The following is a 23,479-nucleotide window of genomic DNA, read 5'->3' on the forward strand; positions in this document are numbered from 1 at the left end:
CCCATGTCTGTCACGACTCCCCGCTTTACCGCCGAGTACTCACTCCTGGTCGAGGAGCCCGATCTCCGCCCAGATCGTCTTGCCGTCCGCCGTGTGCCGGCTGCCCCAGCGCTGGGTCAGCTGAGCGACCAGCAGGAGCCCGCGGCCACCCTCGTCGAAGGTCTTGGCGCGGCGTAGATGCGGTGCCGTGTGGCTGGTGTCGGACACCTCGCAGATCAAGGTCGCCGCGTCATGGATCAGCCGGAGCCGGATGGGGTGGATACCGTAGCGGATGGCGTTCGTGACCAGTTCGCTGACCACCAGCTCGGCGGTGAACGAGGCCTCGGTCAGACTCCACACGCCGAGCTGCTCCAGAACCTGCTTGCGGATGGGCGCGACGAGCGCCGGGTCCGCCGGGATGTCCCAGGTCGCCACCCGGGAGGACGGCAGCCCCTGGGTGCGGGCCAGCAGCAGGGCCACGTCGTCCGCGGCGCCGCCCGGCGGGAGCAGGGCGTGCAGGATGCGGTCGCACGTCTCGTCCAGCGAGTCGGAGAACCCCGACAGCGCGTCGCACAGCAGCGCGTGGCCGGCGTCGACATCGCGATCCCGGGTCTCGACCAGGCCGTCGGTGTAGAGGGTGAGCACCGTGCCCTCGCGCAGCTCGACCTCGGCCGACTCGAAGGGCAGCCCGCCCAGGCCCAGCGGCGGTCCGGCCGGCAGCGCGATCTCCCGCGGCGCGCCGCCGGGCGGCACCATGACGGGCGAGGGGTGCCCGGCCCGGGCCATCGTGCAGCGCCTGGAGACCGGGTCGTACACCGCGTACAGACAGGTGGCGCCGACCTCCCCGGAGACACCGTCGGTGCCCGCCTCCTCGGACAGCCGTACGACCAGGTCGTCGAGGTGGGTGAGCAGCTCGTCGGGCGCGAGGTCGATGTCGGCCAGGGTGCGCACGGCGGTGCGCAGCCGGCCCATGGTGGCCGAGGCCTGGATGCCGTGCCCGACGACGTCCCCGACGACCATCGCCACCCGCATCCCCGACAGCGGGATCACGTCGAACCAGTCACCGCCCACACCGGAGCGCGCCGCCGGCAGATAGCGCGAGGCCGCTTCGAGGGCGGCGGTGCGCGGCAGGGACCGGGGCAGCAGGCTGCGCTGCAGGGCGAGGGCGGTCTCGCGTTCGCGGGAGTAGCGGCGCGCGTTGTCGATACAGACGGCCGCGCGGGCCGTGATCTCCTCGGCCAGCAGCACATCGTCGGGCGTGAACGGCTCGGGGTTCCTGAACCGGGTGAGCACGGCGACCCCGAGGGTGGTGCCGCGGGCCTGGATCGGCACCGCCATGGTGGTGTGGATGCCGTATTCCTGGATCCGCTCCGCCCGTGTCGGGTCCCAGGAGAGCCACTGCGCGAGGTCGCCGGTCGCGGTCGAGGCCACGAGGGTGTGACCCGCCAGCAGTGCGTCCGCCTGGGGCGAGGGGGAGGGATACACGTCCGCGTGTCCGGGCTTGACCACGGCTTCGGGGCTGCCGCTGTTGACGGACCGGTGGGCGGTCCGGCGCAGGCCGAACGGGGCGGTGAGCCGGCCGGTGAGCGCCTCGTCGCCGTGCTCCAGGGGGTCCAGCAGGTCGACGCTGACGAAGTCGGCGAGCGCGGGGACACAGATGTCCGCCAGTTCCTGGGCGGTCCGTGTGACATCGAGGGTGGTGCCGATGCGGACGCTGGCCTCGTTCACCAGCTGCAGCCGTTCCTGCGCCAGGTACTGCTCGGTGAAGTCGTGCGCGGCGACGGACACGCCGCGCACCCGCCCCTTGCCGTCGGTGATCGGGGCCATGCGGGCCAGCCAGGCGTGCGTTCTGTCACCGCCGACCGGAACGTACGTCCGTACGTCGGTGCCCCGGCCCGTGGTGAGCACGCGCAGGAGCTGCCGTTCGATGTCGACGCCCTGACGTCTGCCGGTCAGCTCCGGTGCCCGCAGGCCCCGCACATGCTCCTCGGACAGCTGGAGGACCTCCGCCATGACGGCGTTGATCCTGCGCAGCCGGAGCCGCTCGTCATAGATCGCGATGGCGCACGGCGACGCGAGGAGCCCCACGCTGTCCAGCGGATCGTCGGGCAGCCGCGGACCGTCCCCCTCCAGCGGTGTGACCACGAGCCAGCGGTGGGCGCCCTCGCCCTGGGGCCGCAGCCGGTGGGCGAGCAGCCATACGGAGACCGTGCCCCCGTCGCGACGGCGCAGCGTGAGGATGCCGTCCCAGCGGCCACCCTCCGGGGCGCCGCGTCCTTGCTCGTCGGCCAGCAGATCCACGGCCGGGCGCCCCACGACCTCGGCGGCCCGGTGGCCCAGCAGCCGCTCCGCGCCGGCGTTCCACTCGACGAGCACGCCACTGTCGTCGATGACCGCCCGGGCCGTCGCGGCCTCGTCGAACGGATAATCCGGGCTCATGCTCGCCACTCCAACGCGCACACTCACGGTGATCAAGCGTGACACTCCCGGTCCAGCCTAGTGCGTCGGCGTCCCGTCCGTACCCGAACTATCGGGCGCACTCTTGACTGCTCCGGACGTCTCCCCGTCAGAATCTGTTTGTTCACGATCAGTTGTGAGTACTTCTGGGCCCTGATGAGGGAGAGTCGCCATGACAGTCACTCGAAGATCGTTACTGCTCGCCTCCACGGCCGCCCCGACGGCCGGAGCGCTGCTGAGCACCCCGACGGCACGGGCCGCGGAGGGCGCCGGGGCGGCCGATGCCGCGTCCGGCCGCCGCACGGTTCCCTTGCGCGACGGCTGGCGCTTCGCCCTGGTGAACCCGGGCGGCATCACCGACCCGACCGGGCGGTACGCCGATGCCGCCGAGCCCGGCCACGACGACGCGGGCTGGCGCGAGGTCGCGGTGCCGCACGACTGGAGCATCGAGTTCGCCCCGACCACCGAGCACGGCACCACCAGCGGCACGGGCTTCTTCCCCGGCGGCCTCGGCTGGTACCGCCTCGCCTTCACCTTGCCGCCCGGCCTCACGGGCAAGCGGATATCGGTGGAGTTCGACGGCGTCTACATGGACTCCTGCGTCTACTGCAACGGCAAGGAGGTCGGCCGCCACCCCTACGGCTACACAGGCTTCGCCTTCGACCTCGCCGATCTCGTGCACACCGACGGCAGCACCGAGAACGTGCTCGCGGTCAAGGTGCAGAACCGCCTGCCCAGCAGCCGCTGGTACTCGGGCAGCGGCATCTACCGCGAGGCCCGTCTCGTCGTCACCGAGCCGGTGCACGTGGAGCGCTGGGGTACGTATGTCACGACCCCGGAGATCACCGGGGAGCGGGGCGTCGTCCGGGTCCGGACCTCGGTGGTGAACGCCTCCGGCGGCGGCACGGACGTCGAGGTCGTCTCGCGGATCGTCGACCCCGACGGCCGTACGGTCGCCCGTACGTCCTCCACGGTCCCCGTCACCGACCGGGCGACCGAGACCCATGAACTCACGGCCCCCAGGCCCAAGTTGTGGGACTTCGCGACTCCGCACCACCGCTACACCCTGAAGACCGAACTGCGTGTCGGCGGCAGAACGACCGACACCTACCGCACGCCCTTCGGCTTCCGCACCTTCCGCTTCGACCCCGACGAGGGCTTCCACCTCAACGGCGTCCACAGCAAGATCAAGGGCGTCGACCTCCACCACGACCTGGGCGCCCTCGGCGCCGCCGTCAGCGTCGACGCGATCCGGCGGCAGATGACCATCATGAAGTCGATGGGCGTCAACGCCTTCCGCACCTCCCACAACCCGCCCTCGCCGGAGATGATCCAGGTCTGCGAGGAGATGGGCATCGTGATGCTGGTGGAGGCCTTCGACTGCTGGCGCTCGCCCAAGACGCGCTACGACTACGGGCGCTTCTTCGACGAGTGGGCCGACAAGGACATCACCGAGATGGTCCTGGCCGCCCGCAACTCGCCGGCCGTCCTCGTGTGGTCGATCGGCAACGAGGTCTCCGAATTCACCTCCACCTCCGGTCTGGCCATGGCCGACCGGCTCATCGCCGCCATCAAGGCCTCCGACGACACCCGCCCCGTCGTGATCGGCTCCCACCGCCACCGCAGCGTCCCCGCCCCCGGCTCGCCCGGCGACCTGATCCTGGCCAAGCTCGACGGCCTCGGCCTCAACTACAACACCGCCAAGTCGGTGGACGCCCTGCACGCCCGCTATCCCCACCTGTTCCTCTTCGAGTCGGAATCGTCCTCCGAGACCTCGACCCGCGGTGCCTACCAGGAACCCGAGCGCCTCAACACCGGCGAGAACCACACCCCGGGCAAGCGGTCGACCTCGTCGTACGACAACAACCTCGCCTCCTGGACCATGAGCGGCGAGTACGGGCACAAGAAGGACCGGGACCGGAAGTGGTTCGCCGGGCAGTTCCTCTGGTCGGGCATCGACTACATCGGCGAGCCCACGCCGTACGACGTCTTCCCCGTCAAGGCGTCCTTCTTCGGCGCCGTCGACACCGCCGGCTTCCCGAAGGACATGTACCACCTGTTCCGGAGCCAGTGGGTCGGCGAGCCGATGGTCCACCTGCTGCCGATGACCTGGAACCACCGGGAGGGCGACACGGTCGAGGTGTGGGCGTACTCCAACGTCGACACCGTCGAGCTGTTCCTCAACGGAGAGTCCCTCGGTACACGGACCTTCGACACCAAGAAGACCGTCGACGGCCGCGTCTACCTGGAGACCACCGAGGCGACCGGCGACGACAAGACCTTCACCGACGGCCCCTGCCCCGGCAGCTACACCAGCCCGAACGGCAGCGCGGGCAAACTCCACCTCACCTGGGAAGTCCCCTACAGGCCGGGGGAGTTGAAGGCGGTGGCCCGCCGGGGCGGCAAGGTGGTCGCCACCGACGCACTGCGCACAGCCGGTGCGCCGAAGGCCGTACGGCTCACGGCCGACCGCAAGTCCCTTGCCGCCGACGGCCGTTCGCTGGTCTTCGTGACCGCCGAGATCGTCGACGCCCGGGGTGTGGTCGTGCCCGACGCCGAGAACCTGATCTCCTTCGAGGTGACGGGCGGCTCCCTCGCCGGGCTCGACAACGGACGGGAGGAGAGCGCCGAGCGTTACCAGGCCAGTACGCGTACGGCCTTCTGCGGCAAGGCGCTGGCGATCGTGAGGTCCGGTACGAAGGCGGGTGCTCTGAAGGTGACCGCACGGGCCGAGGGCCTGCGGACGGGCAGCGTGACCGTGCGGACGTCTCCCGCCCGTTCGGCAGCGCTCACCCCCGCCGCGGAGTTCGAGCCGGACCATCCGGCGCCGACCAACTACCCCTATGCGGACGCCAGTTACTCCGGCCGCCCCGATACCCTCCCCGCCGCCATGCTCGACGGTGACCCGGCCACCGGCTGGTCGAACGGCTTCCTCAAGGCGGCCACGGCCCTGCTCCCTGCCTTCGACGGGGCCAGGGTGGAGGACTGGGTCTCCGTGGACTTCGGACGGGCGCGGACCATCGACCGGGCGGAGGTCTCCTTCACCGTGGACGCCACGCACACGCTGCCCGCGTCGGTCGTGGCCGAGGTGTGGGACGGCCGACGGTACGTGCCGGTAGAGGGCGCGTCCGTGGGCTGGGCCACTGCCTCCGACGCGCCGACCATCGTCACCTTCGACGCGGTACGCGGCTCCCGGCTGCGCCTGACCCTTACCAGTGCCCACCCGGGGGAGTCCCGAGGGGCGATACGCATCAGCAGGCTGGAGGCACCGGCCACCTGAGCCACGTCACGGTGCGGACGCCGGGTCCAGCCGCGCCCCCAAAGGGGCGCGGGGCTGTTTCGATATGCGGCTACCGCCGCGTGGGCGCGACCAGCCACAAAGGCGCCGCAGCCGAATACGGCCGCCCGGACCGTTGACGTAGTGTCATGTCGCCAACAACCATGGCTGCGTCCGCCTCTGGGAGCGCTCCCACCCCGAGCGTAACCCGCCCCTCCCCCGAGGAGCCCAGACGTGAAACGACGCAGAACCACCTTGCTGACCCTGACGGCCCTGCTGGCCGCAGGCCTCACCGCACTCCCGACCACCCCGGCCGGCGCCGAAGAGGTCGAGCAGCTCAAGAACGGCACCTTCGACACCACCACCGACCCGTGGTGGACGAGCAGCAACGTCACCGCGGGCCTGTCCGACGGCCGGCTCTGCGCCGACGTGCCCGGCGGCACCGCCAACCCCTGGGACGCGGCGGTCGGCCAGAACGGCATCGCCCTGGTGAAGGGGGAGTCGTACCGGTTCTCCTTCACCGCGAACGGCACGCCCGAGGGGCATGCCGTGCGGGCGATCGTCGGCCTGTCGGCGGCCCCCTACGACACCTACTTCGAGGTGACACCGGAGCTGAGCGTCTCCGGCAACTCGTACGCGTATACCTTCACCTCGCCCGTCGACACCCCGCAGGGCCAGGTCGCCTTCCAGCTCGGCGGCGGTGCGGACGCGTGGCGCTTCTGCATGGACGACGTCTCGCTGCTGGGCGGCGTCCCGCCCGAGGTGTACGAGCCCGACACCGGGCCGCGGGTGCGGGTGAACCAGGTCGCCTATCTGCCCGCCGGGCCGAAGAACGCCACGCTGGTCACCGACGCCACCGAGAAGCTGCCCTGGCAGCTGAAGAACGCGTCCGGGGCCGTGGTCGCCCACGGCTGGACCGTGCCGCGCGGCACCGACACCTCCTCCGCGCAGAACGTCCACTCCGTCGACTTCGGCGCGTACCGCAAGCAGGGCAAGGGCCTCACGCTGGTCGCCGACGGGGAGGTGAGCCGTCCGTTCGACATCGGGACGGCCGCCTACGAGCGGCTGCGCCTGGACGCCGTGAAGTACTACTACACGCAGCGCAGCGGCATCGCGATCCGCGATGATCTGCGGCCCGGCTACGCGCGCCCCGCCGGACACGTCGGTGTCGCACCCAACCAGGGTGACGGCAAGGTGCCCTGCCAGCCGGGCGTGTGCGACTACACGCTCGATGTCACCGGCGGCTGGTACGACGCCGGCGACCACGGCAAGTACGTCGTCAACGGCGGCATCTCGGTGTGGGAGCTGCTGAGCACGTACGAGCGAGAGACGCTGGCCCGCACGGGGGAGCCGGAGAAGCTGCGCGACGGCACGCTCGCCATCCCGGAGAGCGGCAACAAGGTGCCGGACATCCTCGACGAGGTCCGCTGGGAGCTGGAGTTCCTGCTGAAGATGCAGGTGCCCGCGGGGCAGCCGCTGGCCGGCATGGCGCACCACAAGATCCACGACGAGCAGTGGACGGGCCTGCCGCTGCTGCCGAGCGACGACCCGCAGAAGCGCGAACTGCATCCGCCGTCCACCGCGGCGACCCTGAACCTGGCGGCCACGGCGGCACAGGCGGCGCGCCTGTACAAGCCGTACGACCGGGAGTTCGCGGCGAAGGCGCTGGGTGCCGCCCGCACGGCGTGGGCGGCGGCGCTCGCGCACCCCGCCCGGTACGCCTCCGAGAGCGACGGCATCGGCGGCGGCGCCTACGCCGACAACAACGTCACCGACGAGTTCTACTGGGCGGCGGCGGAGCTGTATCTCAGCACGGGCGAGAAGCAGTTCGCGGACCACGTCCTCGGCTCGCCGGTCCACACGGCCGACATCTTCGGCGCCCTCGGCTACGACTGGGCCAGGACGGCGGCAGCGGCCCGGCTGGACCTGGCGACCGTGCCGAGCGGGCTGCCCGGCCGTGACAAGGTGCGCCAGTCCGTGCTCAAGGGCGCGGACCGCTACCTGGCCACCCTGAAGGCACAGCCGTACGGGATGCCGTACGCCCCCGACGGCAACCTCTACGACTGGGGATCCAACCACCAGATCCTCCACAACGCCGTCGTCGTCGCCACCGCGTACGACATCTCGGGCGCCTCGAAGTACCGTGACGGCGCCCTGCAGAGCATGGACTACCTCCTCGGGCGCAACGCGCTGAACATCTCGTACGTGACCGGCTACGGCGAGGTCAACGCCCGTAACCAGCACGCCCGGTGGTACGCCCACCAGCTCGACCCGAGTCAGCCGAACCCGCCGGTCGGCACGCTCGCCGGCGGACCGAACTCGAGCATCCAGGACCCCTACGCACAGAGCAGACTCCAGGGCTGTGTCGGCCAGTTCTGTTACATCGACGACATCCAGTCCTGGTCGACCAACGAGCACACGATCAACTGGAACTCCGCCCTGACCCGGATGGCCTCCTTCGTGGCCGATCAGGGATAGGGACCGGGGGCCCGCCGTCGTGGAGTGCGGCGGCGGGCCCCCGGCGGCTTTCAGCTGCGGCTACCGGCCCGTGTTCCTGACCGGGAGCGTCTTGCTCGCACCCGCCACGTAGTAGTCCTTGGGGGCCGAGAAGAGCACGAACTCGTGGTCGTACGCCCGGATCCTGGTGTTGATGGTGAAGTTGCCGTCGGCGTCCGTGGTGGTCTGCGCGTTGTACTCGCTCTCGAAGTACTGCCGCAGGAAGACCCGCGTCCCGGCGACCGGACCGTGCCCGGCGGGCCAGGTGACCTTGCCGGTGACGGTGAGGCCGGCGCCGGGGTGTACGACGATCCTGCTGACCCGGTAGCTCAGGGAGCCGGCGACGGGCTCGACCGCGACAGTGGTGTCCGCGAACGCCATCCGGCCGTCGGTGGGGTCCGTGTCGTACATGGCGCGGAACCGCACTTCGTGGCGGGGGGCGAGGTAGGGACTGGGCTGGTCGTCCCAGCGGTCCGCCGGGACGTCGTCGAGCGTGAACCGCCCCTCGGCGTCCGTGCGGACGGTGCCCAGGCCGCGGGTCTCCCATTCGGTCGGGTCGATGGGGTCGCCCCACGGGTTCCAGGTGTCGAACAGGACGGACTGTTCGAGCTGGACCGGGGTGTCCGCGGCGGGCGTCCCGTCCGGCCGGGTCAGGGTCCCGGTCAGGTCGACCGTGCGGTCGTCGAAGTCGGTGGTGGCGGTGGAGCTGGTGAGGGTCATGGTGTAGTCGCGGTCCGCCGCGTGGGCGGACGGTGCGACCAGCGCGCCGGTGAGCAGGGTGAGGACGGCGACCGCGGTGGATCGGGCGGCCGGTGAGCGCATACGCACGTGAACTCCGTTGGTGATGAGGCCCGTTGTCGTGCCGGGACAGTGGGTGGGGTGCCGGCATGGGGTGTGACACCCGGGACATCACCGGGGGTTGAAGGCGGTTGTAGGGCATGTCGGGAATGCATGTCTCGTGCACCTGGTGTTCGGCGGGAGGTCGCCTGCTGGTCCTACTGGTTCCTCCGAGGCTCGTGCTCCACGAGTCGGCCCGGCCGCTCGTGGGCGGTCAGGGTGTGCAGCGCGGACTGGTCCAGCGGCTCGTGCACCTCGACGTACTCGCCGTGCGGCAGCCGCTTGATCAGGCCCGTCTCGCGGCCGTGCGACACCCGCTCCCGGTCCTGGAGTTGGAGTCCCAGGCAGATACGGCGGGTGACGACGAACACGGCCACCGGGACGACGAGGGCCGCGATGCGGATCGTCCAGGTCACCGCGTTGATCGACAGATGGAGCTTGGTCGCCACGATGTCGTTGCCGCCGCCCGCCAGGAGGATCAGATAGAGGCTGATCCAGGCCGCGCCGATCCCCGTGCGGACGGGGCGGTTGCGGGGGCGGTCGAGGAGGTGGTGCTCGCCCTTGTCGCCCGTGATCCGGGCCTCCAGGAAGGGATACACGCCGATGAAGACCAGCAGCAACGGGAAGACCAGGACCGGGATCAGCACCCCGAGGACGATCGTGTGGCCCCACAGCGTGATCTCCCAGCCCGGCATGACGCGGACCAGCCCCTCCGCGAAGCCCAGGTACCAGTCGGGCTGGGCGCCGGTGGAGACCTGGTCGGCGCGGTAAGGGCCGTACGACCAAACCGGGTTGATCGAAGCCACCGCCGCCATGAGCGTGAGCGCGCCGAAGACCAGGAAGAAGAAGCCGCCGGCCTTCGCCAGGTAGACGGGCATGAAGGGGGCGCCGACGACGTTGCGTTCGGTGCGGCCGGGGCCCGCGAACTGCGTGTGCTTGTGGTACACGACCAGCAGGACGTGCGCCACTACCAGCGCCGCCATGATGCCGGGGATCACCAGGATGTGCAGGGAGTAGAAGCGGGCCACGATGTCATGGCCCGGGAATTCCCCGCCGAACAGGAACATCGACAGATACGTCCCGACGATCGGGACGGACAGCAGCGCGCCGTTCACGAACCGCAGGCCCGTCCCCGACAGCAGGTCGTCCGGCAGCGAGTAGCCGAAGAGGCCCTCGAACAGGCCGAGGAACAGCAGCGACCAGCCGAACAGCCAGTTGATCTCCCGAGGCCTGCGGAACGACCCCGTGAAGAAGTGCCGCATCATGTGCGTGAGCATCCCGGCGACGAAGACCAGCGCCGCCCAGTGGTGCAGCTGCCGGATCAGCAGCCCGCCCCGCACGTCGAAGCTGATGTCCAGCGTGGAGGCGTACGCCTCGGACATGCGCACCCCGTTGAGCGGGAGGTAACTGCCGTGGTACGTCACCTCGTTCATCGAGGGATGGAAGAAGAGGGTGAGGTACACACCGGTCAGGATCAGGACGACGAAGCTGTACAGGCAGATCTCGCCGAGCAGGAAGGACCAGTGGTCCGGGAAGACCTTGCGCAGATACTTCCGGCCGAGGGAGTGGATGCCCAGGCGCCCGTCGAACCAGTCCGCGACCCGCTCACCCCGGCCGGCCGGCAGCTCCCGGGCGCTCACGCCTCCTCCCGGCGCACATGCGTGAGCTTGTCGGGGTTGCTGACGACATAGACACCGGACACCCGGTCACCGTCCGGTGTGAGGTCCAGGACCAGGACGGCGTACGGCTCCCCGCCCTGGAACAGCACCACCGCGTCGTCACCGTTGACCCGCCGGTAGCGCAGCTCCAGATTGCCCGCACCACCCTTCCTCCCGTACGACCCGAAGAACCGGAGCGCCTTGTCCCGTCCGTGCACGGGCCGCAGCGCCGCCGGCTTCCGCTTGCCGCCGCCGTCCGTCCACACCGTGACATCCGGCGCGAGGACCTCCATCAGCGCGGCGATGTCCCCGCCCACCGCGGCCCGCACGAACCGCTCGGTCGCCTCCCGCCGCACCCGCGGATGCGCCTCGTACAGCGGCCGCCGCGCGTGTACGTGCCCCCGCGCGCGATGCGCCAGCTGCCGTACGGCCGCCGGGCTGCGGTCGATGATCTCCGCGATCTCCGTGTGCGGGTAACCGAACACCTCGTGCAACACGAACACCGCGCGTTCCAGCGGCGACAGCGACTCCAGGACGACCAGCATCGCCAGCGACACGGACTCGGTGCGCAGGGCTGGGTCCTCGGCGCCGTCGTCCTCGTCGACCGCGACCAGCGGCTCGGGCAGCCACGGGCCGACGTACGTCTCCCGGCGGCGGCTGATCGCGGCCCGCCGCGTCAACGCGTGGTTCACCGCGATCCGCACGAGGTAGGCCCGCGGGTTGCCGACCCCGTCGAGCGGCGCGCCCCCGCCTCGCGCCGTCCAGGACAGCCACGTCTCCTGCAGGACGTCCTCGGTGTCGGCGACGCTGCCGAGCATGTTGTAGACGACGCCGAACATCAGCTCGCGGTGCTCGACGAAGACGCCGGTCGCGTCGTCGGTGACGGGTACGGGGGTGTCGGACATGCGTGGGCCTCCCAGTGCGCGCTCACCACTGCGAGGTCCGCCGGGGGTCGGAATGTGACATCCCACGGTTGAATGTGACCCACGTCTCGGTGGCCACGCACGTGCGGCAGCGCGCCGCGCAGAGCGCTCCGCGGCCTCCTGGTACCGACGTACATCACACTTGACCTGCGCGTATTTACGCGGAAGTACCCGAGCGGTACCGTGAGAGCCATGCCAGCTCTCAACGTGGAGTTCAGCGACCGCGAGCTTGAGGACCTGCGGCAGATCGCCAAGGAACGCGGTACGTCGATGAAGGCGCTCGTGCGCGAGGCCGCGGCGGCCGACATAGCTCGGCACCGGGCCCTGCAGGAGGGCGCCGAGGCGTTCCGCCGGTTCTTCGCGTCGCACGCCGACGAGTTCGCGGCGGCCTTCCCCGACGACGAACCGTCCGCCAAGGGCGAGGGGCGGGCTGCCTGACCGATGGCACCCGTCATCCATATCGACGTGCCCTGGCTGCTCCAGCGCCACGAAGAGGTCCTGCCGGACCAGCCCACGGTCAACGACTTCTCCGCCTTGGTCGCCGCCGTCGCCCGCCATCGCGTGGATCCGCCCCGCCTGGGCGTCGACTCCGACCCGGCCTGGCGGGCCGCCGCGCTGCTGCACACCCTCGCCCTGCTCAAGCCGCTGCCCGCGGCCAACGCCCGGTTCGCCTGCGCGTCCGCGGTGGCCTACATGTTCGTCAGCGGCGTCGGCATCGACCCGCCCTACGGCGCCCTCGTCGACCTCGCCCGTGACCTGATCTCCGGCAAGATCGACGTGTACGGCGCGGCCGACCGGCTGCGCTCCTGGCAGATCTGAGCCCTGCCGGACCGGCACACCCCCTAGGGCCCGGGGGCCGCCGACCGAGGGCGGGAGGAACGGGGTCGGCGGCCCATGACGCGCGGGAGAGCCGCCGTTTCCGCGCGGGGCCTTCCGAGAGGGCCGGCACCAGTGGACTACGCCGGCGTGCCCGCCGGGGAGCGTGCGGGGTGCTCCGGCGTGTGCGTGCGTTTCACACGGGGCGCATGGAATGGTGAAAGCTCGCGCGGGTGTGGCGAGTTGCCGCCGTATCTGACTTCCTTTCAAAGGTGCGGATGTTACCCGAGTGCCTTGTTGGCCATCCGTGTGCTGTGCAAGGGTGAACTACCCGTGGGGGGTGGAAAAGGCCGGGCTCATGCGTTCCGGGGAACCGGGTCGGATGGGCGTTGGTGAATTCTCGCTCCCCGCGCTCGTGCCGAAGAGGTACACACCAAGTCGACCGGTCCCTTTTCGGTGATCGGAACTTCTGTGTCTTGCGCGTGGGAAGGAATCCGTTCAGTGCCCACCCCCCACCCCCCTCGCCCCCCTTTCCCCCCGCCCGGCGGGGTTCCGGAGGAATCCGACGAAGGTCTCGCCGCCCGGTTGCGGGGCCGTCCGGACGGCGAGGCCGCTCCGTCCGTCGCGCTGCTCATGGCGCGGCACTGGCAACCGGTCCACGCATACGCGGAGATCTGCCTCGCGTCCCCGGCGACGGCTGCCGACATGGTCACCGCCGCCGCCTTCCATCAGGTCCTCGACCGCCTGGCGCTGGGCGAACCGGCCGCCGCGCTGCGGCCCCGGCTGCTCGTGGCCGTCCGGGACGCGGTCCGGCAGTGGTCGGCCGACGACCGAATAGCGGGCGTTCTGCCGGAGCTGGGGAAACCCGCCGGCGGCCGCGGTCTGCGTACCGCGAAGTCCATGACGCCCGAAAACCGCTGGCTCGCCGATCGGTCATTCCAGGCGCTTCCGGGACTTGCCCGCTGTCTGCTCTGGCATACGGAGGTCGAGGCCGAGCCGTTAACCGTGCCCGCCGGTCTGTTGGGCATGGATACCGCCACCGCCTCGGCCGCCCTCGAACAAGCGCGTGATAAATTCCGCGAAGGTTGTGTACATGCCCATCGGGAACTCGCGCCGACGAAGGATTGCCGGTTCTACAACCGCCTCCTCGATGTTCCGATTCGCCGGGGCGGGGCCTTGCTGCCGGATGTCCAGCAGCATCTGACGCAGTGCCGCTACTGCCGTAACGCCGCCGAACAACTGAGTCATTTTGAGGGCGGGCTGGGTGTGCTCATCGCCGAGGCGGTGCTCGGCTGGGGCGCGCGCCGCTATCTGGACACCAGACCGGGCCGTACACCGTCCGCCGGATCACGCGCACGCGGCTCTGCCCGGCACGGCGCCGGACGGCGTCACCTCCTGTCACGGATCCCCGCGCAGATCCGCCGGTCGCCCGGCGGACCGCGCTCCTCCCGGACGCTGCTCACGGGGGTCGGGGTGGCTGCCGCCGGGCTGATCGCGATCATGCTCGCCGCGGGCCTGCTGTCGGACGACGACGGGGTCGACCCGGCGGCCTCCGCCACCGGCGGCGGCACCGGATCCCCGTCGTCCCCCGCGGTGTCCACCTCACCACCCGGCACGGCCCAACTCCCCAACGCCCCACGCCAGACCAGGTTCCGCAACGCCGACGCCGACCTGTGCCTCGACATCCGGGGCGAGCCGAAGGCCGGAGCGGGGACCGAGCTGGCCGAGTGCTCGGACGACGCCACCCAGCGGTGGTCGTACAAGAAGGACGGCCTGCTGGGCAGTGTGGCGGACCCCGACCTGTGCCTGGACTCCCACGTGGACGCCGGTGTGCTGATCCTCGGCAAGTGCGCCGACGCCGACTCCAAGCGCGCCGACGACGTGCGCTACGACCTCACCGTGCGGGGCGAGTTGCTGCCCCGCTGGAACGAGCGACTCGCCCTCGCGCCCACCACCGCGGCCGAGGGCGCCGACATCGTCGTCAAGATCCGCGACGGCTCCGCAACACAGCGCTGGCTGACCGACCGGGCGACATCGGCGAGCCCGGGGCCGCTGTCGAGCGCGGAAATCGGGACGCCGGGGGCGCGGGCGGTGCGGGGCGCTCCGCCTGGTGGAGGGGCGTGGGGGTAGTGCCGCGATGGGGGCGTCGGTCGTCTGCGGCGCCGTTGCGGCTGGTCGCGCCCGCGCGGCGGAGCCGCATATCGAGCACAGCCCCGCCCCTCCACGGTGCTGCCGAAACACCCCCTAGTTCACGACGTCCCGAGGTGTCCCGTCCGCCAGGAAGTCCCTCACGTTCTGGACGGCGGCGAGGGCGATGCGGACGAGGGTCTCGCGGGTGACGCCGCCGATGTGCGGGGAGAGCACCACGTTCGGGGCGCGGAGGAGGCGTAGGGCAGGGGTGGGGGGTTCGGGGTCGAACACGTCGATGCCCGCCCCGGCCACGGCGCCCTTCTCCAGCGCGTCCGCGAGGGCGTCCTGGTCGATCAGGGCGCCTCGCGCGGTGTTGATCACGAAGGCCGTCGGCTTGAGGAGTGCCAGCCGCTCGGCGTTCAGCAGGTTCCGGGTCTCGTCGGTGAGCGGGGTGTGCAGGGAGACGTAGTCGGCGGTGCGCAGGAGTTCGTCGAGCGGGACGTGGCGGGCATCGCCGAGCCGGGACTCCGTCTCCGGTGGCAGCCGACGTCGGCCGGCGTAGACCACGTTCATGTCGAACGCGACCGCGCGGCGGGCGACTTGCTGTCCGATCTGGCCCAGGCCCACGATGCCGAGTGTCTTGCCGGACAGTTCGGTCAGCGAGTGCTGGAGCCGGGGGAGTGCCCAGTCTGCCTCGACGAGCGCCGTGTGGGCGGGGACGAGCTGCTTGGCCAGCGCGAGCATGAGGGCGAAGGTCTGCTCGGCCACGTTCTGCGCCTCGGCGCCGCTGGAGCCGATGTTGCACACCCGCACTCCGCGCTCACGCGCCACACCCGCGTCGACGTAGTCGAAGCCGTGGCTGGCGCACTGCACCAGCTCCAACTCCGGTGCGGCGGCGAGGTGTTCGGCGGTCACCGGGGCGAGCGCGGTGATGACGACGTGCGCGGCGCGCAGGGCGGCTGGGTCCTCCTCGGCCGCCTCGACGACGGTGACCCGCGCACCCTCGGGGAAGAGCGTGGCGAGACCGGCGCCGATGTCACGGCCGCCCACGTGCGGGGAGACGACGGCGAGGACGTTCTTGATGGCCTCGGTGGCCTCGGCGGCGGTCATACGGATTCCTCGATGAGGTCGGCGGGGCCGATCGTGGCGGGGGTGGCGTGCCCGGACAGGGCGAGGGTGAGGTCGAGTTCGGCGAGCAGGCAGCGGATGACGTGTTCGACGCCGGCCTGTCCGTCGAGGCCGAGCCCGTACGCGTACGGCCGTCCGACGAGCACCGCCCGCGCGCCGAGCGCGAGGGCCTTGAAGATGTCGTCGCCGGTGCGCACGCCGCTGTCGAACAGCACGGTCAGCCGGTCGCCGACCGCCTCTACCACCCGGGGGAGAGCGTCGGCCGCCCCGATGGAGCCGGCCACCTGACGGCCGCCGTGGTTGGAGACGACGACCCCGTCCATCCCGGCGTCGGCGGCGGCGCGGGCGTCGTCCGGGTGGAGGATGCCCTTGAGGACGATCGGGCCGTCCCAGTTCTCCCGCAGGAACTCAAGGTCCGGCCAGGTCTTGGCGGGGTCCGAGAACATGCCGACGAAGTGCATGACGGCAGCGTTCGGGTCCTCATGCACGGGCTTGGCCAGGCCCGCCTGGAAGGCCGGGTCGGAGAAGTGGTTGGCGGTGCCCACGCCGTGCAGGAACGGCAGATACGCCTGGTCGAGATCGCGCGGCCGCCAGGCCAGCATCGGCGTGTCCAGGGTGACGACCAGCGCGGTGAACCCGGCCGCCTTCGCCCGGTTCAGGAAACTCCGGCCCACCTCCGGGTCCTTCGGCCAGTACAGCTGGAACCAGCGCTCGGCGTCGCCCATCGCCTCCGCGACCTGCTCCATGGGCGTGCTGGACGCTGAGGAGAGGGTGAAGGGCACGCCCTGCGCGGCCGCGGCCCGGGCGGCCGCGCACTCGGCGTCCGGGTGCATGATCGACAGCACGCCGACGGGTGCGAGAGCCAGCGGGGCGGGCAGGGCGCGGCCCAACACCTCGACGGACAGATCACGTTCGTGCACGTCCCGCAGCATGCGCGGCACGATCCGGCGCCGGCGCAGCGCAGCCCGGTTGGCGCGGGCGGTACTGCCGTCGCCCGCACTGCCCGCCACATAGCCGACGGGACCGGGCCCGAGGCGCTGCTCGGTCAGCTCCTCCAGCCGGGTCAGATCGGTGGGCAGCCGGGGCACGGTCCCCGACAGCCCGTTCAGATAGATCTCGTACTGGAAGTCCGCCCAGTGCTTCGCCATGTCGTGCATCCCGCCTCTCGTCGCTGAGAACGCGCAGTGCGCCGACCATACCGACCAGTAGGCAGGGTGGGAGGGCCAGGGGCGGGCAGGACGGGACGGATCAGCTTCCGGTGGTCGACCCGTGGAGGATGCGTGCCAGTTCGCGCGGCTGGGAGAACATCGGCCAGTGGCCGGTGTCCATGTCCACCAACTCCCAGCGGTCGCTCCTGAGGAGCTCGGCTGCGGCCCCCCACGGTTCGTCGCCGTCGAGAAGGCACTTGACGTAGGTGCCGGCCAGCTCGCTCAACGGCCGTGGCATGACCGCCGGTTCGGTCAGGGTGGCGCCCGGGTGCGGCGTCGAGCCGTCGACGAAACGGGCGATCTGCCCGTCCGTCATCCCTTGGCCCGCGCAGTCGGCCGCGGTGATCGGCGGCCAGACGCCGTTGTTCTCCTTGATCGCCGCCCGCACCTCGTCGCTCGGCCAGCCGGACAGGAAGGTCTCTCCGTCGACGGCGACGTTGGCGTCGACCAGCACCACATGCCGCAGCCGGTCACCGATCCGAAGGGCCGCCTGTCCGACAGGCACGCCGGCGTAGCTGTGCCCGACGAGGACGACGTCACCCAGATCGAGACGCTCGACCTCACCGACGATGTCCTGGACGTGGGTCTGCTGCCCGGCGGGCACAGCCTGCTTCTCGGCGAGGCCGGACAGCGTCAGCGGATGGACGCTGTGCCCCGTCGAGCGCAGTTCGACCGCCACGTCGTCCCATGCCCACGCCCCGAGCCATGCCCCTGCCACCAGTACGAAGTTGGTCATGCCCGCAACGTAGCGGACGGGTCTGACATCGCCTCGCCGTCGGCGTGCGCGCCGGGACCGGTGATCGCCGGCACCGGAACGTCGACGGTACGGACCAGCCGCGCACCCTGCGGCCCGTACACCGCCCGAGGCTCGGGGAACAGCCGCAGCAGCGCCAGGAACAGGACCGCCGCCATGACCAGCGACAACGGCAGGCTGATGTCGACGCCGCCCGCGAGATCGCCCAGCGGCCCGACGAACTGGCCCGGGATGTTGGTGAACAGCACGCCGATCAGCGCCGCCACCCACCAGGCGGTCATGCCCCGCCAGTTCCAGCCGTGCGCGAACCAGTAACGGCCGCCGCGCTGACGGCGGTTGAAGACCTGGAGGGCGTCGGGGTCGTACCAGCCGCGTCGGGTCCAGTAGCCCAGCATCATCACGACCATCCACGGCGTGGTGCAGGTGATGATCATGGTGGCGAAGGTCGAGATCGACTGCACCAGGTCCAGCCCGAACCGCCCGACGAAGATGAACGCGATCGACAACGCGCCGACCAGCAGCGTCGCCTGCACCCGCGACAGCCGTGGGAACACCGAGGAGAAGTCGAGCCCGGTCCCGTACAGCGCGGTGGTGCCCGTCGCCATGCCGCCGATCAGCGCCAGCAGACACACCGGCAGGAAGTACCAGCCGGGCGAGATCGCCAGCAGCCCGCCCACGAAGTCGGGTGCCGCCGGATCGACGTACTCCGGGACCTTCGTGGCGATGATGCTCGCGGTCGCCAGGCCGAAGAGGAACGGCAGCAGCGTCGCGATCTGCGACAGGAAGGCGGCGCCGATCACCTTGCGGCGCGGGGTGCTCGCCGGGATGTAACGCGACCAGTCGCCGAGGAACGCCCCGAAGGAGACGGGGTTGGACAGCACGATCAGGGCCGCGCCGATGAAGGACGGCCAGAACAGCGACCGGGTCGCCGCGTCCGCGGAGTCCGTGAAGACGCCCGCGTACGACGGGTCGAAGTCACCGGCGAAGGCGATCACGCCGATCAGGAAGAGCACGCTCGCCGCCGGCACGGCGACCTTGTTGACGAACAGCATGAAGCGGAAGCCGTACACGCACACCGCGAGGACCAGGCCGGCGAACAAGGCGTACGCGACGACGTACGACAGGTTGCCGCGCGTCAGGCCGAAGAGCCGGTGCGCGCCGCCGACCAGGGCGTCGCCGGAGCTCCACACCGAGAGGGAGAAGAACGCGACGGCTGTCAGGAGGGAGAGGAACGAGCCGACCACGCGGCCGTGCACGCCGAGGTGCGCGGAGGACGAGACGGCGTTGTTGGTGCCGTTGACCGGTCCGAACACCGCCATGGGGCACAGGATCAGCGCGCCGGCGACGACTCCGAGGAGCGTGGCCGCCAGGCCCTGCCAGAACGAGAGGCCGAACAGGATCGGGAAGGCGCCCAGGACACAGGTGGAGAAGGTGTTGGCGCCGCCGAAGGCCAGGCGGAACAGGTCCAGCGGGCCCGCGCTGCGCTCGGCGTCCGGGATGCGGTCGACGCCGTGGCTCTCGACCTCGGTCAAGGAGGGAGCGGGGGAGGGGAGTCCGGGCTGCGGGGGCGGTGAGGACTGTGGGGTCAAGGGGGGCTCCAGCGTGGGCGGGGCGGTGGAGCGCGTTGTGGCGCGGCGGGGCCGACGGCCGGTGGCTGCCGCTGGGGTGTGCGGGCAGCGTGGATGCCGTCCTGACGGGGATCAGCAGACGCTACGGCGTCGCACAAGATCCGCACCAGAGGACGGTTCATCCATCTTCGGTGCCGTGAGTGGACGAAACCTCCATCACTCGGTGTCCTTGGGTGCCTCCTCCGGCTCCGCGTCCGGCCCCTGCGCCCGTACCCGGTGCACGTTCTCCAGGGACTCGCGCAGCTCGGTGAGCCAGTCGTCGGTGTGCCGCTGCACCAGACGTACGCACCAGGCGAGGGCCTCACTGCGGCTGCGGGCGACCCCGCCGGCGATCAGGGTGTCGAGGACCTGACGCTCCGGCTGGCGCAGCCGCGTCATCACAGGGGCTGCCACATGCGTGAACAGGGCGCGCTCGGCGCCGCACTCCACGCCCCAGGAGACCTTGCGGCGGAACCGGTGTTCGGCGTCACGGGCCACGGCGATCCGGGTGTCCCGGGTGCGCTCCCGGAACTCCTGGATCCGGCCCTCCACGGCCGCTTCCCGCTCGACGGCCGAGACGCCCTCGGCCAGGTGAGGTGCGGGGATGCGGCCGATCACGGTGATCTCCTCACGGTCGACCGTCACCTCGGTCAGCTCCTCGAAGAGGTCGTCGGGCAGACGGCCGGCGAACCAGCCGTGCAGCTTCTCTCGTTGGTCGCTGGTAATCATGTAATGACGATTACTGGGCTCGTCCATGAACACAAGGGGTTCCGGGCGTGTCAGCCGAGGGCTCAACCGGAATGTTTCAGGCCTATTAATGAGCGTGCGAGATCAGGCCACTCGGCGTCTTGGAACGATCAAGAACCGCCAACTTCCGGCGTTGGAACGTTCGAACTCCGTTACTTCGCGCCACTGATTCAATACGCAAGGTTACCCGAAACAGGTGGTGTCGATGTGAGTTTCGGCGGCGGACTCGGCAGACTCCCGCTCGTCGCTCCGGCACCGATCGCGCCGGAGCCGGCACACCCCCGAATCAAGCGGAAGGATGCACACAATGCGGAACACCGCGCGCTGGGCAGCGACCCTCTCTCTCACGGCCACCGCCGTCTGCGGACCCCTGACCGGATCCGCCCTCGCCGCCCCGGACGCCGCCCCCGCCTCGCTCTACGCCCCCTCGGCGCTGGTGCTCACCCTGGCCCACGGCGACAACGCCACCCTCGCCACCCCGGTGCGTGCCGTCACCCTGAGCTGCGCCCCGACGCCCTCCGGGACCCATCCCGACGCCGCCTCCGCGTGCGTCGAACTGCGCAGTGTGGGCGGGAACTTCGACGCCCTGAGGAGTAGAGACGGCGTGCTGTGCACCAAGCAGTACGACCCCGTGGTCGTCACGGTCGAGGGGGTCTGGCAGGGCAGGCGCGTCTCCTATGAGCGCACCTTCGGCAACGAATGCGTGAAGGGCACCTACGGGACGAGCCTCTTCGCGTTCTAGGACCGGGATCGCGCGGTCCCCGTGCAGTTCGGCAGAGGCTCGCGGATGGGGAGTACGAGCCGTGCCGAGGGGCCTCCTGCGATCTCGCACCGGGGGTCGGCCAGGCGGAGTGGGGCCGCCTGGCCGACACCTCGGATCGCTTCGGGATCATCCCTCTTCCCCGGGGATCTCGGGCAAGGGCGGGAAGCGACCCAGCAGGCCCGCCCCGCGCAGCAGCCGTCTGATCCGCGGAGCGTCGGACACGACCCGCAGGCGCCCGCCGCGGTCGCGGGCGCGTGTCTCCGCCCGGCACAGGACGCGCAACCCCGAGCAGTCGAAGAAGTCGACTCCCCGCAGATCGACCAGCACATCCGAGCCGGGCCGCCCGGTCGCCGCGTCCAGATGCTCGGCGACCAGCGCCGCCGTCGCCAGATCGACCTCGCCCATGACCTCGACCACCGTGAACGGCCCGCATCTCCGGGTGCGGGCATGGGTGTTCGCCTGGGGCGGCACGGACCGGGGAGAGTCCGCGGCCATGTCCTCGGTCGGATGGGGGGCGCGGTCGTCGGCGTCCGGCGTCATGTCCGCTCCACCTCGGCAGGGGGCGCATTGATCAGGGTTGATACCCGGGGGCGGGCGTGAGCATCCCTGCGGCGCCACGCACAAGATCCGGTTCACTCGACCTGGTGAATTCCGCCGGTAACAGTTGACTGCCTGGCCGGCCGCCTCACTGGTCCTTGGTGCGGTCCCTGGTCCGGTCGCGATGACTGGTGTCGCACCAGGGATAGCGGCGGCTGCGACGGCAGGTGCACAGGGCGACGCGGAAGCGGTCGGAGGCGACGATCGTGCCGTCCTCCAGCTCCACCTCGACCGGTCCCTCCACCAGGAGAGGACCCTGGCGCTGGACCTTGATCCGGCGCGGTTCGTCAGACGGGGAGTTCGGCACGAACGACCACCAGCTCTTCCTTCTGATCCCGGGCCGCCACCAGACTGCGCTCCCGCAGCCAACCCTCCCGCGACCGCAGCACGGGTCCGAACGGGATCACGCGACGCCGTGTCACGGATGCCTTCAACCCCGAGCCGCGCAGATGCGCCAGCGTCCGGTCCGGGCAGCTGAGCGCCGAGTGCACGACCAGGAGGACACCGCCGGGGCGCAGCAGGGCGGGAGCCTCTCGGCAGATCCGGTCGAGGACGAGCCGTCCGTCCCGGCCCGCGTCCCAGGACCGGGCCGCGCCGCGCGGCACCTGGTCCGTGTCGGGTGAGGGCACATACGGCGGATTGGCGAGGATGAGGTCGAAGGACTGCCCATGCACCGGGGTGAAGAGGTTGCCGTGCCGGATGCGGACGGGGAGCCGGGCCAGCCGGGCGTTCAGCCGTGCCGTGCACACCGCCCGCCATGACACGTCGACGGCCGTCACCCGCGTGCCGCGTCGCGCGGCCTCGATCGCGAGCGCGCCCGAACCGGTCCCCACGTCGAGGACGTCCGCGCCGTGCGGCAGGGGCTCGTCACGCAGGGCTCCGACCAGCAGGTCGGTGTCTTCCTGAGGGGCGTACACGCCCGGTGGCACCAGTGTTTTCACCGGCCCCGGGTACCCCGGCATTCAGGAAATAAGGGGAATTACGGACCGTGACGATGTTCAACGCCGGTCAGCGCCCCGCGCTGAACGTCGGTGTGCAGCGACGTCCGTCCCGCGCGCCAGGCGCCGAGCAGCCGGTCGGCGAAGCGGTCCTCCAGCCAACCGGTGACCTCGATACCGAAGGCCACGTCGGGGGCGAGGTGAGGCTCCTCGGCGAGCAGCCCGCCGATGACGTCGTGGCGTACGACCTGCTCGTGCACCGCGTCCGCCTCGACATGCTCGTCGTAGAAGTGCTCGGCGGCGGGCCCGGCACCCGTGCGGCGCATCGCCTCGGCCAGCCGCCGTGAGGCCGGCGACGAGGTGATCTCGACCGCCGCGAAATGGCCGACCAGCGCGCCTCGCAGCGCCCGGTGCAGGCCGAGCAGGGACATCAGGTTGACCGTGGCCAGGGCCTGAGCGGTCCCCTCGTCGAGATAGTGACCGTACGTCGTGTCCAGCCCGAGGTCCGTCATCAGGTCGGCGAAGAGACGCGCGTGGACGCGGTCGGGGCGGCCGCCGCCGTACTCGTCGAACTCCACGGCCGCCATGCCGGACTTGGCCCTGCCCCACAGCCGGGGCAGCACCCAGGCATGCGGGTCCGCCTCCTTCAGGTGGTACAGGGAGCGCTGGGCCGCGTACTCGCGCACCTGCCACAACTCGCCCTCGGCGGCCAGATAGCGACTGACGCCGGTGCCGTCGACGGGTTCGACGAGGAGGTCGGCCAGCGCGTCCTCGACGCTGTCGTGGGCGGGCACGTCCGCGCGCAGGGCGGTCAGGAAACGGTGCTCGAGCGCCGCGCGGACGCGCAGCAGGTCCGGGTCCCACTCCAGGGCCTCGGGCACTCCCGCGAATCCGCGGTAGTGCAGTTCGTAGCAGAGGTAGAGGGCCAGCTGGAGATCGTCGCCGTAGACGGACGCGCTCGCGATGTCCTGGCTCCGGGGTGGTGAACCCGTCCCGCGCAGATACTCCTCCACGGCTGCGGAGACGGGCCCCCGCGCGTTCGGCAGCCGGGGCCCTGCGCCGTCGTGTGCCCTTCGGACGTCGTGTGCCATGGCCGCCGAGTACCCGTGGGGCGCCGGCGCACCCGCGCGCATCCGGAGCGCCCGCACCGGACCGGCCGGGCCC

Annotated in this window: 19 protein-coding genes; 6 read left to right on the plus strand and 13 right to left on the minus strand. The window is 71.0% G+C overall.

All coding sequences use genetic code 11. The annotated features are described in order from the left end of the window. Positions 1-39 precede the first annotated feature (39 nt). Complete coding sequence (locus ABIE67_RS43350; protein WP_370267072.1) at positions 40-2,418, minus strand: SpoIIE family protein phosphatase; 2,379 nt, start codon at positions 2,416-2,418, stop codon at positions 40-42. A 190-nt stretch (positions 2,419-2,608) separates the two neighbouring features. On the opposite strand from ABIE67_RS43350, the gene ABIE67_RS43355 reads away from it, so the two are divergent. Then, positions 2,609-5,716: a glycoside hydrolase family 2 TIM barrel-domain containing protein gene (locus tag ABIE67_RS43355; protein ID WP_370267073.1), complete on the plus strand. Its 3,108-nt coding sequence runs from the start codon at positions 2,609-2,611 to the stop codon at positions 5,714-5,716. A gap of 231 nt (positions 5,717-5,947) precedes the next feature. Next, positions 5,948-8,191 (plus strand): glycoside hydrolase family 9 protein, encoded by a 2,244-nt coding sequence (locus ABIE67_RS43360; RefSeq protein ID WP_370267074.1) that lies wholly within the window; start codon positions 5,948-5,950, stop codon positions 8,189-8,191. 60 nt (positions 8,192-8,251) lie between these two features. Here ABIE67_RS43360 and ABIE67_RS43365 read toward each other — a convergent pair whose 3' ends face one another. The 3 genes from ABIE67_RS43365 to sigJ form a co-directional block, all read right to left on the minus strand. Then, on the minus strand, positions 8,252-9,031 hold the full coding sequence (locus ABIE67_RS43365) for an acyl carrier protein (protein WP_370269522.1): 780 nt from the start codon (positions 9,029-9,031) through the stop codon (positions 8,252-8,254). Between the two features lie 173 nt (positions 9,032-9,204). Beyond that, positions 9,205-10,686, minus strand: coding sequence for a cytochrome bc complex cytochrome b subunit (locus tag ABIE67_RS43370; protein ID WP_370267075.1), 1,482 nt, complete (start codon positions 10,684-10,686; stop codon positions 9,205-9,207). After that, complete coding sequence (sigJ, locus tag ABIE67_RS43375) at positions 10,683-11,609, minus strand: RNA polymerase sigma factor SigJ (protein ID WP_370267076.1); 927 nt, start codon at positions 11,607-11,609, stop codon at positions 10,683-10,685. The genes ABIE67_RS43370 and sigJ overlap by 4 nt, the downstream gene beginning before the upstream one ends. A 210-nt stretch (positions 11,610-11,819) precedes the next feature. Here sigJ and ABIE67_RS43380 point away from each other — a divergent pair, with 210 nt between their 5' ends. From ABIE67_RS43380 to ABIE67_RS43390, 3 genes are all read left to right on the plus strand, one after another. Further along, positions 11,820-12,065 carry a hypothetical protein gene (locus ABIE67_RS43380; protein ID WP_048578995.1) on the plus strand — a complete coding sequence of 82 codons (246 nt, stop codon included), beginning with the start codon at positions 11,820-11,822 and terminating at the stop codon, positions 12,063-12,065. Positions 12,066-12,068: 3 nt separating this feature from the next. After that, positions 12,069-12,446 (plus strand): toxin Doc, encoded by a 378-nt coding sequence (locus tag ABIE67_RS43385; RefSeq protein ID WP_370267077.1) that lies wholly within the window; start codon positions 12,069-12,071, stop codon positions 12,444-12,446. A 498-nt stretch (positions 12,447-12,944) separates the two neighbouring features. Then, positions 12,945-14,573 carry an RICIN domain-containing protein gene (locus ABIE67_RS43390; protein ID WP_370267078.1) on the plus strand — a complete coding sequence of 543 codons (1,629 nt, stop codon included), beginning with the start codon at positions 12,945-12,947 and terminating at the stop codon, positions 14,571-14,573. Positions 14,574-14,687: 114 nt separating this feature from the next. Here the strand turns inward: ABIE67_RS43390 and ABIE67_RS43395 are convergent, their stop codons facing one another. The 5 genes from ABIE67_RS43395 to ABIE67_RS43415 form a co-directional block, all read right to left on the minus strand. Then, the gene (locus ABIE67_RS43395; protein WP_370267079.1) at positions 14,688-15,683 is read right to left on the minus strand and encodes a 2-hydroxyacid dehydrogenase; all 996 of its coding nucleotides are present in this window, start codon (positions 15,681-15,683) and stop codon (positions 14,688-14,690) included. After that, the gene (locus ABIE67_RS43400) at positions 15,680-16,849 is read right to left on the minus strand and encodes a lactate 2-monooxygenase (RefSeq protein ID WP_370267080.1); all 1,170 of its coding nucleotides are present in this window, start codon (positions 16,847-16,849) and stop codon (positions 15,680-15,682) included. Before ABIE67_RS43400 ends, ABIE67_RS43395 begins: the two co-directional genes overlap by 4 nt. 100 nt (positions 16,850-16,949) lie before the next feature. Beyond that, the gene (locus ABIE67_RS43405; RefSeq protein WP_370267081.1) at positions 16,950-17,645 is read right to left on the minus strand and encodes an alpha/beta fold hydrolase; all 696 of its coding nucleotides are present in this window, start codon (positions 17,643-17,645) and stop codon (positions 16,950-16,952) included. Continuing rightward, positions 17,642-19,195: a cytosine permease gene (locus tag ABIE67_RS43410; RefSeq protein WP_370267082.1), complete on the minus strand. Its 1,554-nt coding sequence runs from the start codon at positions 19,193-19,195 to the stop codon at positions 17,642-17,644. The genes ABIE67_RS43405 and ABIE67_RS43410 overlap by 4 nt, the downstream gene beginning before the upstream one ends. Before the next feature lie 252 nt (positions 19,196-19,447). Further along, complete coding sequence (locus tag ABIE67_RS43415; protein WP_370267085.1) at positions 19,448-19,999, minus strand: hypothetical protein; 552 nt, start codon at positions 19,997-19,999, stop codon at positions 19,448-19,450. A 325-nt stretch (positions 20,000-20,324) separates the two neighbouring features. Here ABIE67_RS43415 and ABIE67_RS43420 point away from each other — a divergent pair, with 325 nt between their 5' ends. Further along, complete coding sequence (locus ABIE67_RS43420; RefSeq protein ID WP_370267087.1) at positions 20,325-20,759, plus strand: protease inhibitor; 435 nt, start codon at positions 20,325-20,327, stop codon at positions 20,757-20,759. 147 nt (positions 20,760-20,906) lie between these two features. Here the strand turns inward: ABIE67_RS43420 and ABIE67_RS43425 are convergent, their stop codons facing one another. From ABIE67_RS43425 to ABIE67_RS43440, 4 genes are all read right to left on the minus strand, one after another. Further along, positions 20,907-21,320 (minus strand): STAS domain-containing protein, encoded by a 414-nt coding sequence (locus ABIE67_RS43425; protein WP_370267088.1) that lies wholly within the window; start codon positions 21,318-21,320, stop codon positions 20,907-20,909. Between the two features lie 145 nt (positions 21,321-21,465). After that, positions 21,466-21,684, minus strand: a complete 219-nt coding sequence (locus ABIE67_RS43430; RefSeq protein WP_370267089.1) for a CDGSH iron-sulfur domain-containing protein — start codon at positions 21,682-21,684, stop codon at positions 21,466-21,468. Further along, entirely contained in the window at positions 21,665-22,339 is a 675-nt protein-coding gene (locus ABIE67_RS43435) for a HemK2/MTQ2 family protein methyltransferase (RefSeq protein ID WP_370267090.1), read from the minus strand. The genes ABIE67_RS43430 and ABIE67_RS43435 overlap by 20 nt, the downstream gene beginning before the upstream one ends. Before the next feature lie 17 nt (positions 22,340-22,356). Further along, positions 22,357-23,406, minus strand: a complete 1,050-nt coding sequence (locus ABIE67_RS43440; protein ID WP_370267091.1) for an iron-containing redox enzyme family protein — start codon at positions 23,404-23,406, stop codon at positions 22,357-22,359. Positions 23,407-23,479: the final 73 nt, after the last annotated feature.

Source organism: Streptomyces sp. V4I8 (assembly GCF_041261225.1).
In the GTDB taxonomy this organism is placed as follows: Bacteria; Actinomycetota; Actinomycetes; order Streptomycetales; family Streptomycetaceae; genus Streptomyces.

Excerpts from the sequence above, each read along its gene's own strand:
- ABIE67_RS43365 (WP_370269522.1), bottom strand. The coding sequence starts at position 9,031 with ATGCGCTCACCGGCCGCCCGATCCACCGCGGTCGCCGTCCTCACCCTG.
- ABIE67_RS43385 (WP_370267077.1), top strand. The coding sequence starts at position 12,069 with ATGGCACCCGTCATCCATATCGACGTGCCCTGGCTGCTCCAGCGCCAC.
- ABIE67_RS43420 (WP_370267087.1), top strand. The coding sequence starts at position 20,325 with ATGCGGAACACCGCGCGCTGGGCAGCGACCCTCTCTCTCACGGCCACC.
- ABIE67_RS43440 (WP_370267091.1), bottom strand. The coding sequence starts at position 23,406 with ATGGCACACGACGTCCGAAGGGCACACGACGGCGCAGGGCCCCGGCTG.
- ABIE67_RS43435 (WP_370267090.1), bottom strand. The coding sequence starts at position 22,339 with ATGCCGGGGTACCCGGGGCCGGTGAAAACACTGGTGCCACCGGGCGTG.
- ABIE67_RS43355 (WP_370267073.1), top strand. The coding sequence starts at position 2,609 with ATGACAGTCACTCGAAGATCGTTACTGCTCGCCTCCACGGCCGCCCCG.
- ABIE67_RS43380 (WP_048578995.1), top strand. The coding sequence starts at position 11,820 with ATGCCAGCTCTCAACGTGGAGTTCAGCGACCGCGAGCTTGAGGACCTG.
- ABIE67_RS43395 (WP_370267079.1), bottom strand. The coding sequence starts at position 15,683 with ATGACCGCCGCCGAGGCCACCGAGGCCATCAAGAACGTCCTCGCCGTC.
- ABIE67_RS43400 (WP_370267080.1), bottom strand. The coding sequence starts at position 16,849 with ATGGCGAAGCACTGGGCGGACTTCCAGTACGAGATCTATCTGAACGGG.
- ABIE67_RS43425 (WP_370267088.1), bottom strand. The coding sequence starts at position 21,320 with ATGACGCCGGACGCCGACGACCGCGCCCCCCATCCGACCGAGGACATG.
- ABIE67_RS43405 (WP_370267081.1), bottom strand. The coding sequence starts at position 17,645 with ATGACCAACTTCGTACTGGTGGCAGGGGCATGGCTCGGGGCGTGGGCA.
- sigJ (WP_370267076.1), bottom strand. The coding sequence starts at position 11,609 with ATGTCCGACACCCCCGTACCCGTCACCGACGACGCGACCGGCGTCTTC.
- ABIE67_RS43350 (WP_370267072.1), bottom strand. The coding sequence starts at position 2,418 with ATGAGCCCGGATTATCCGTTCGACGAGGCCGCGACGGCCCGGGCGGTC.
- ABIE67_RS43415 (WP_370267085.1), bottom strand. The coding sequence starts at position 19,999 with ATGATTACCAGCGACCAACGAGAGAAGCTGCACGGCTGGTTCGCCGGC.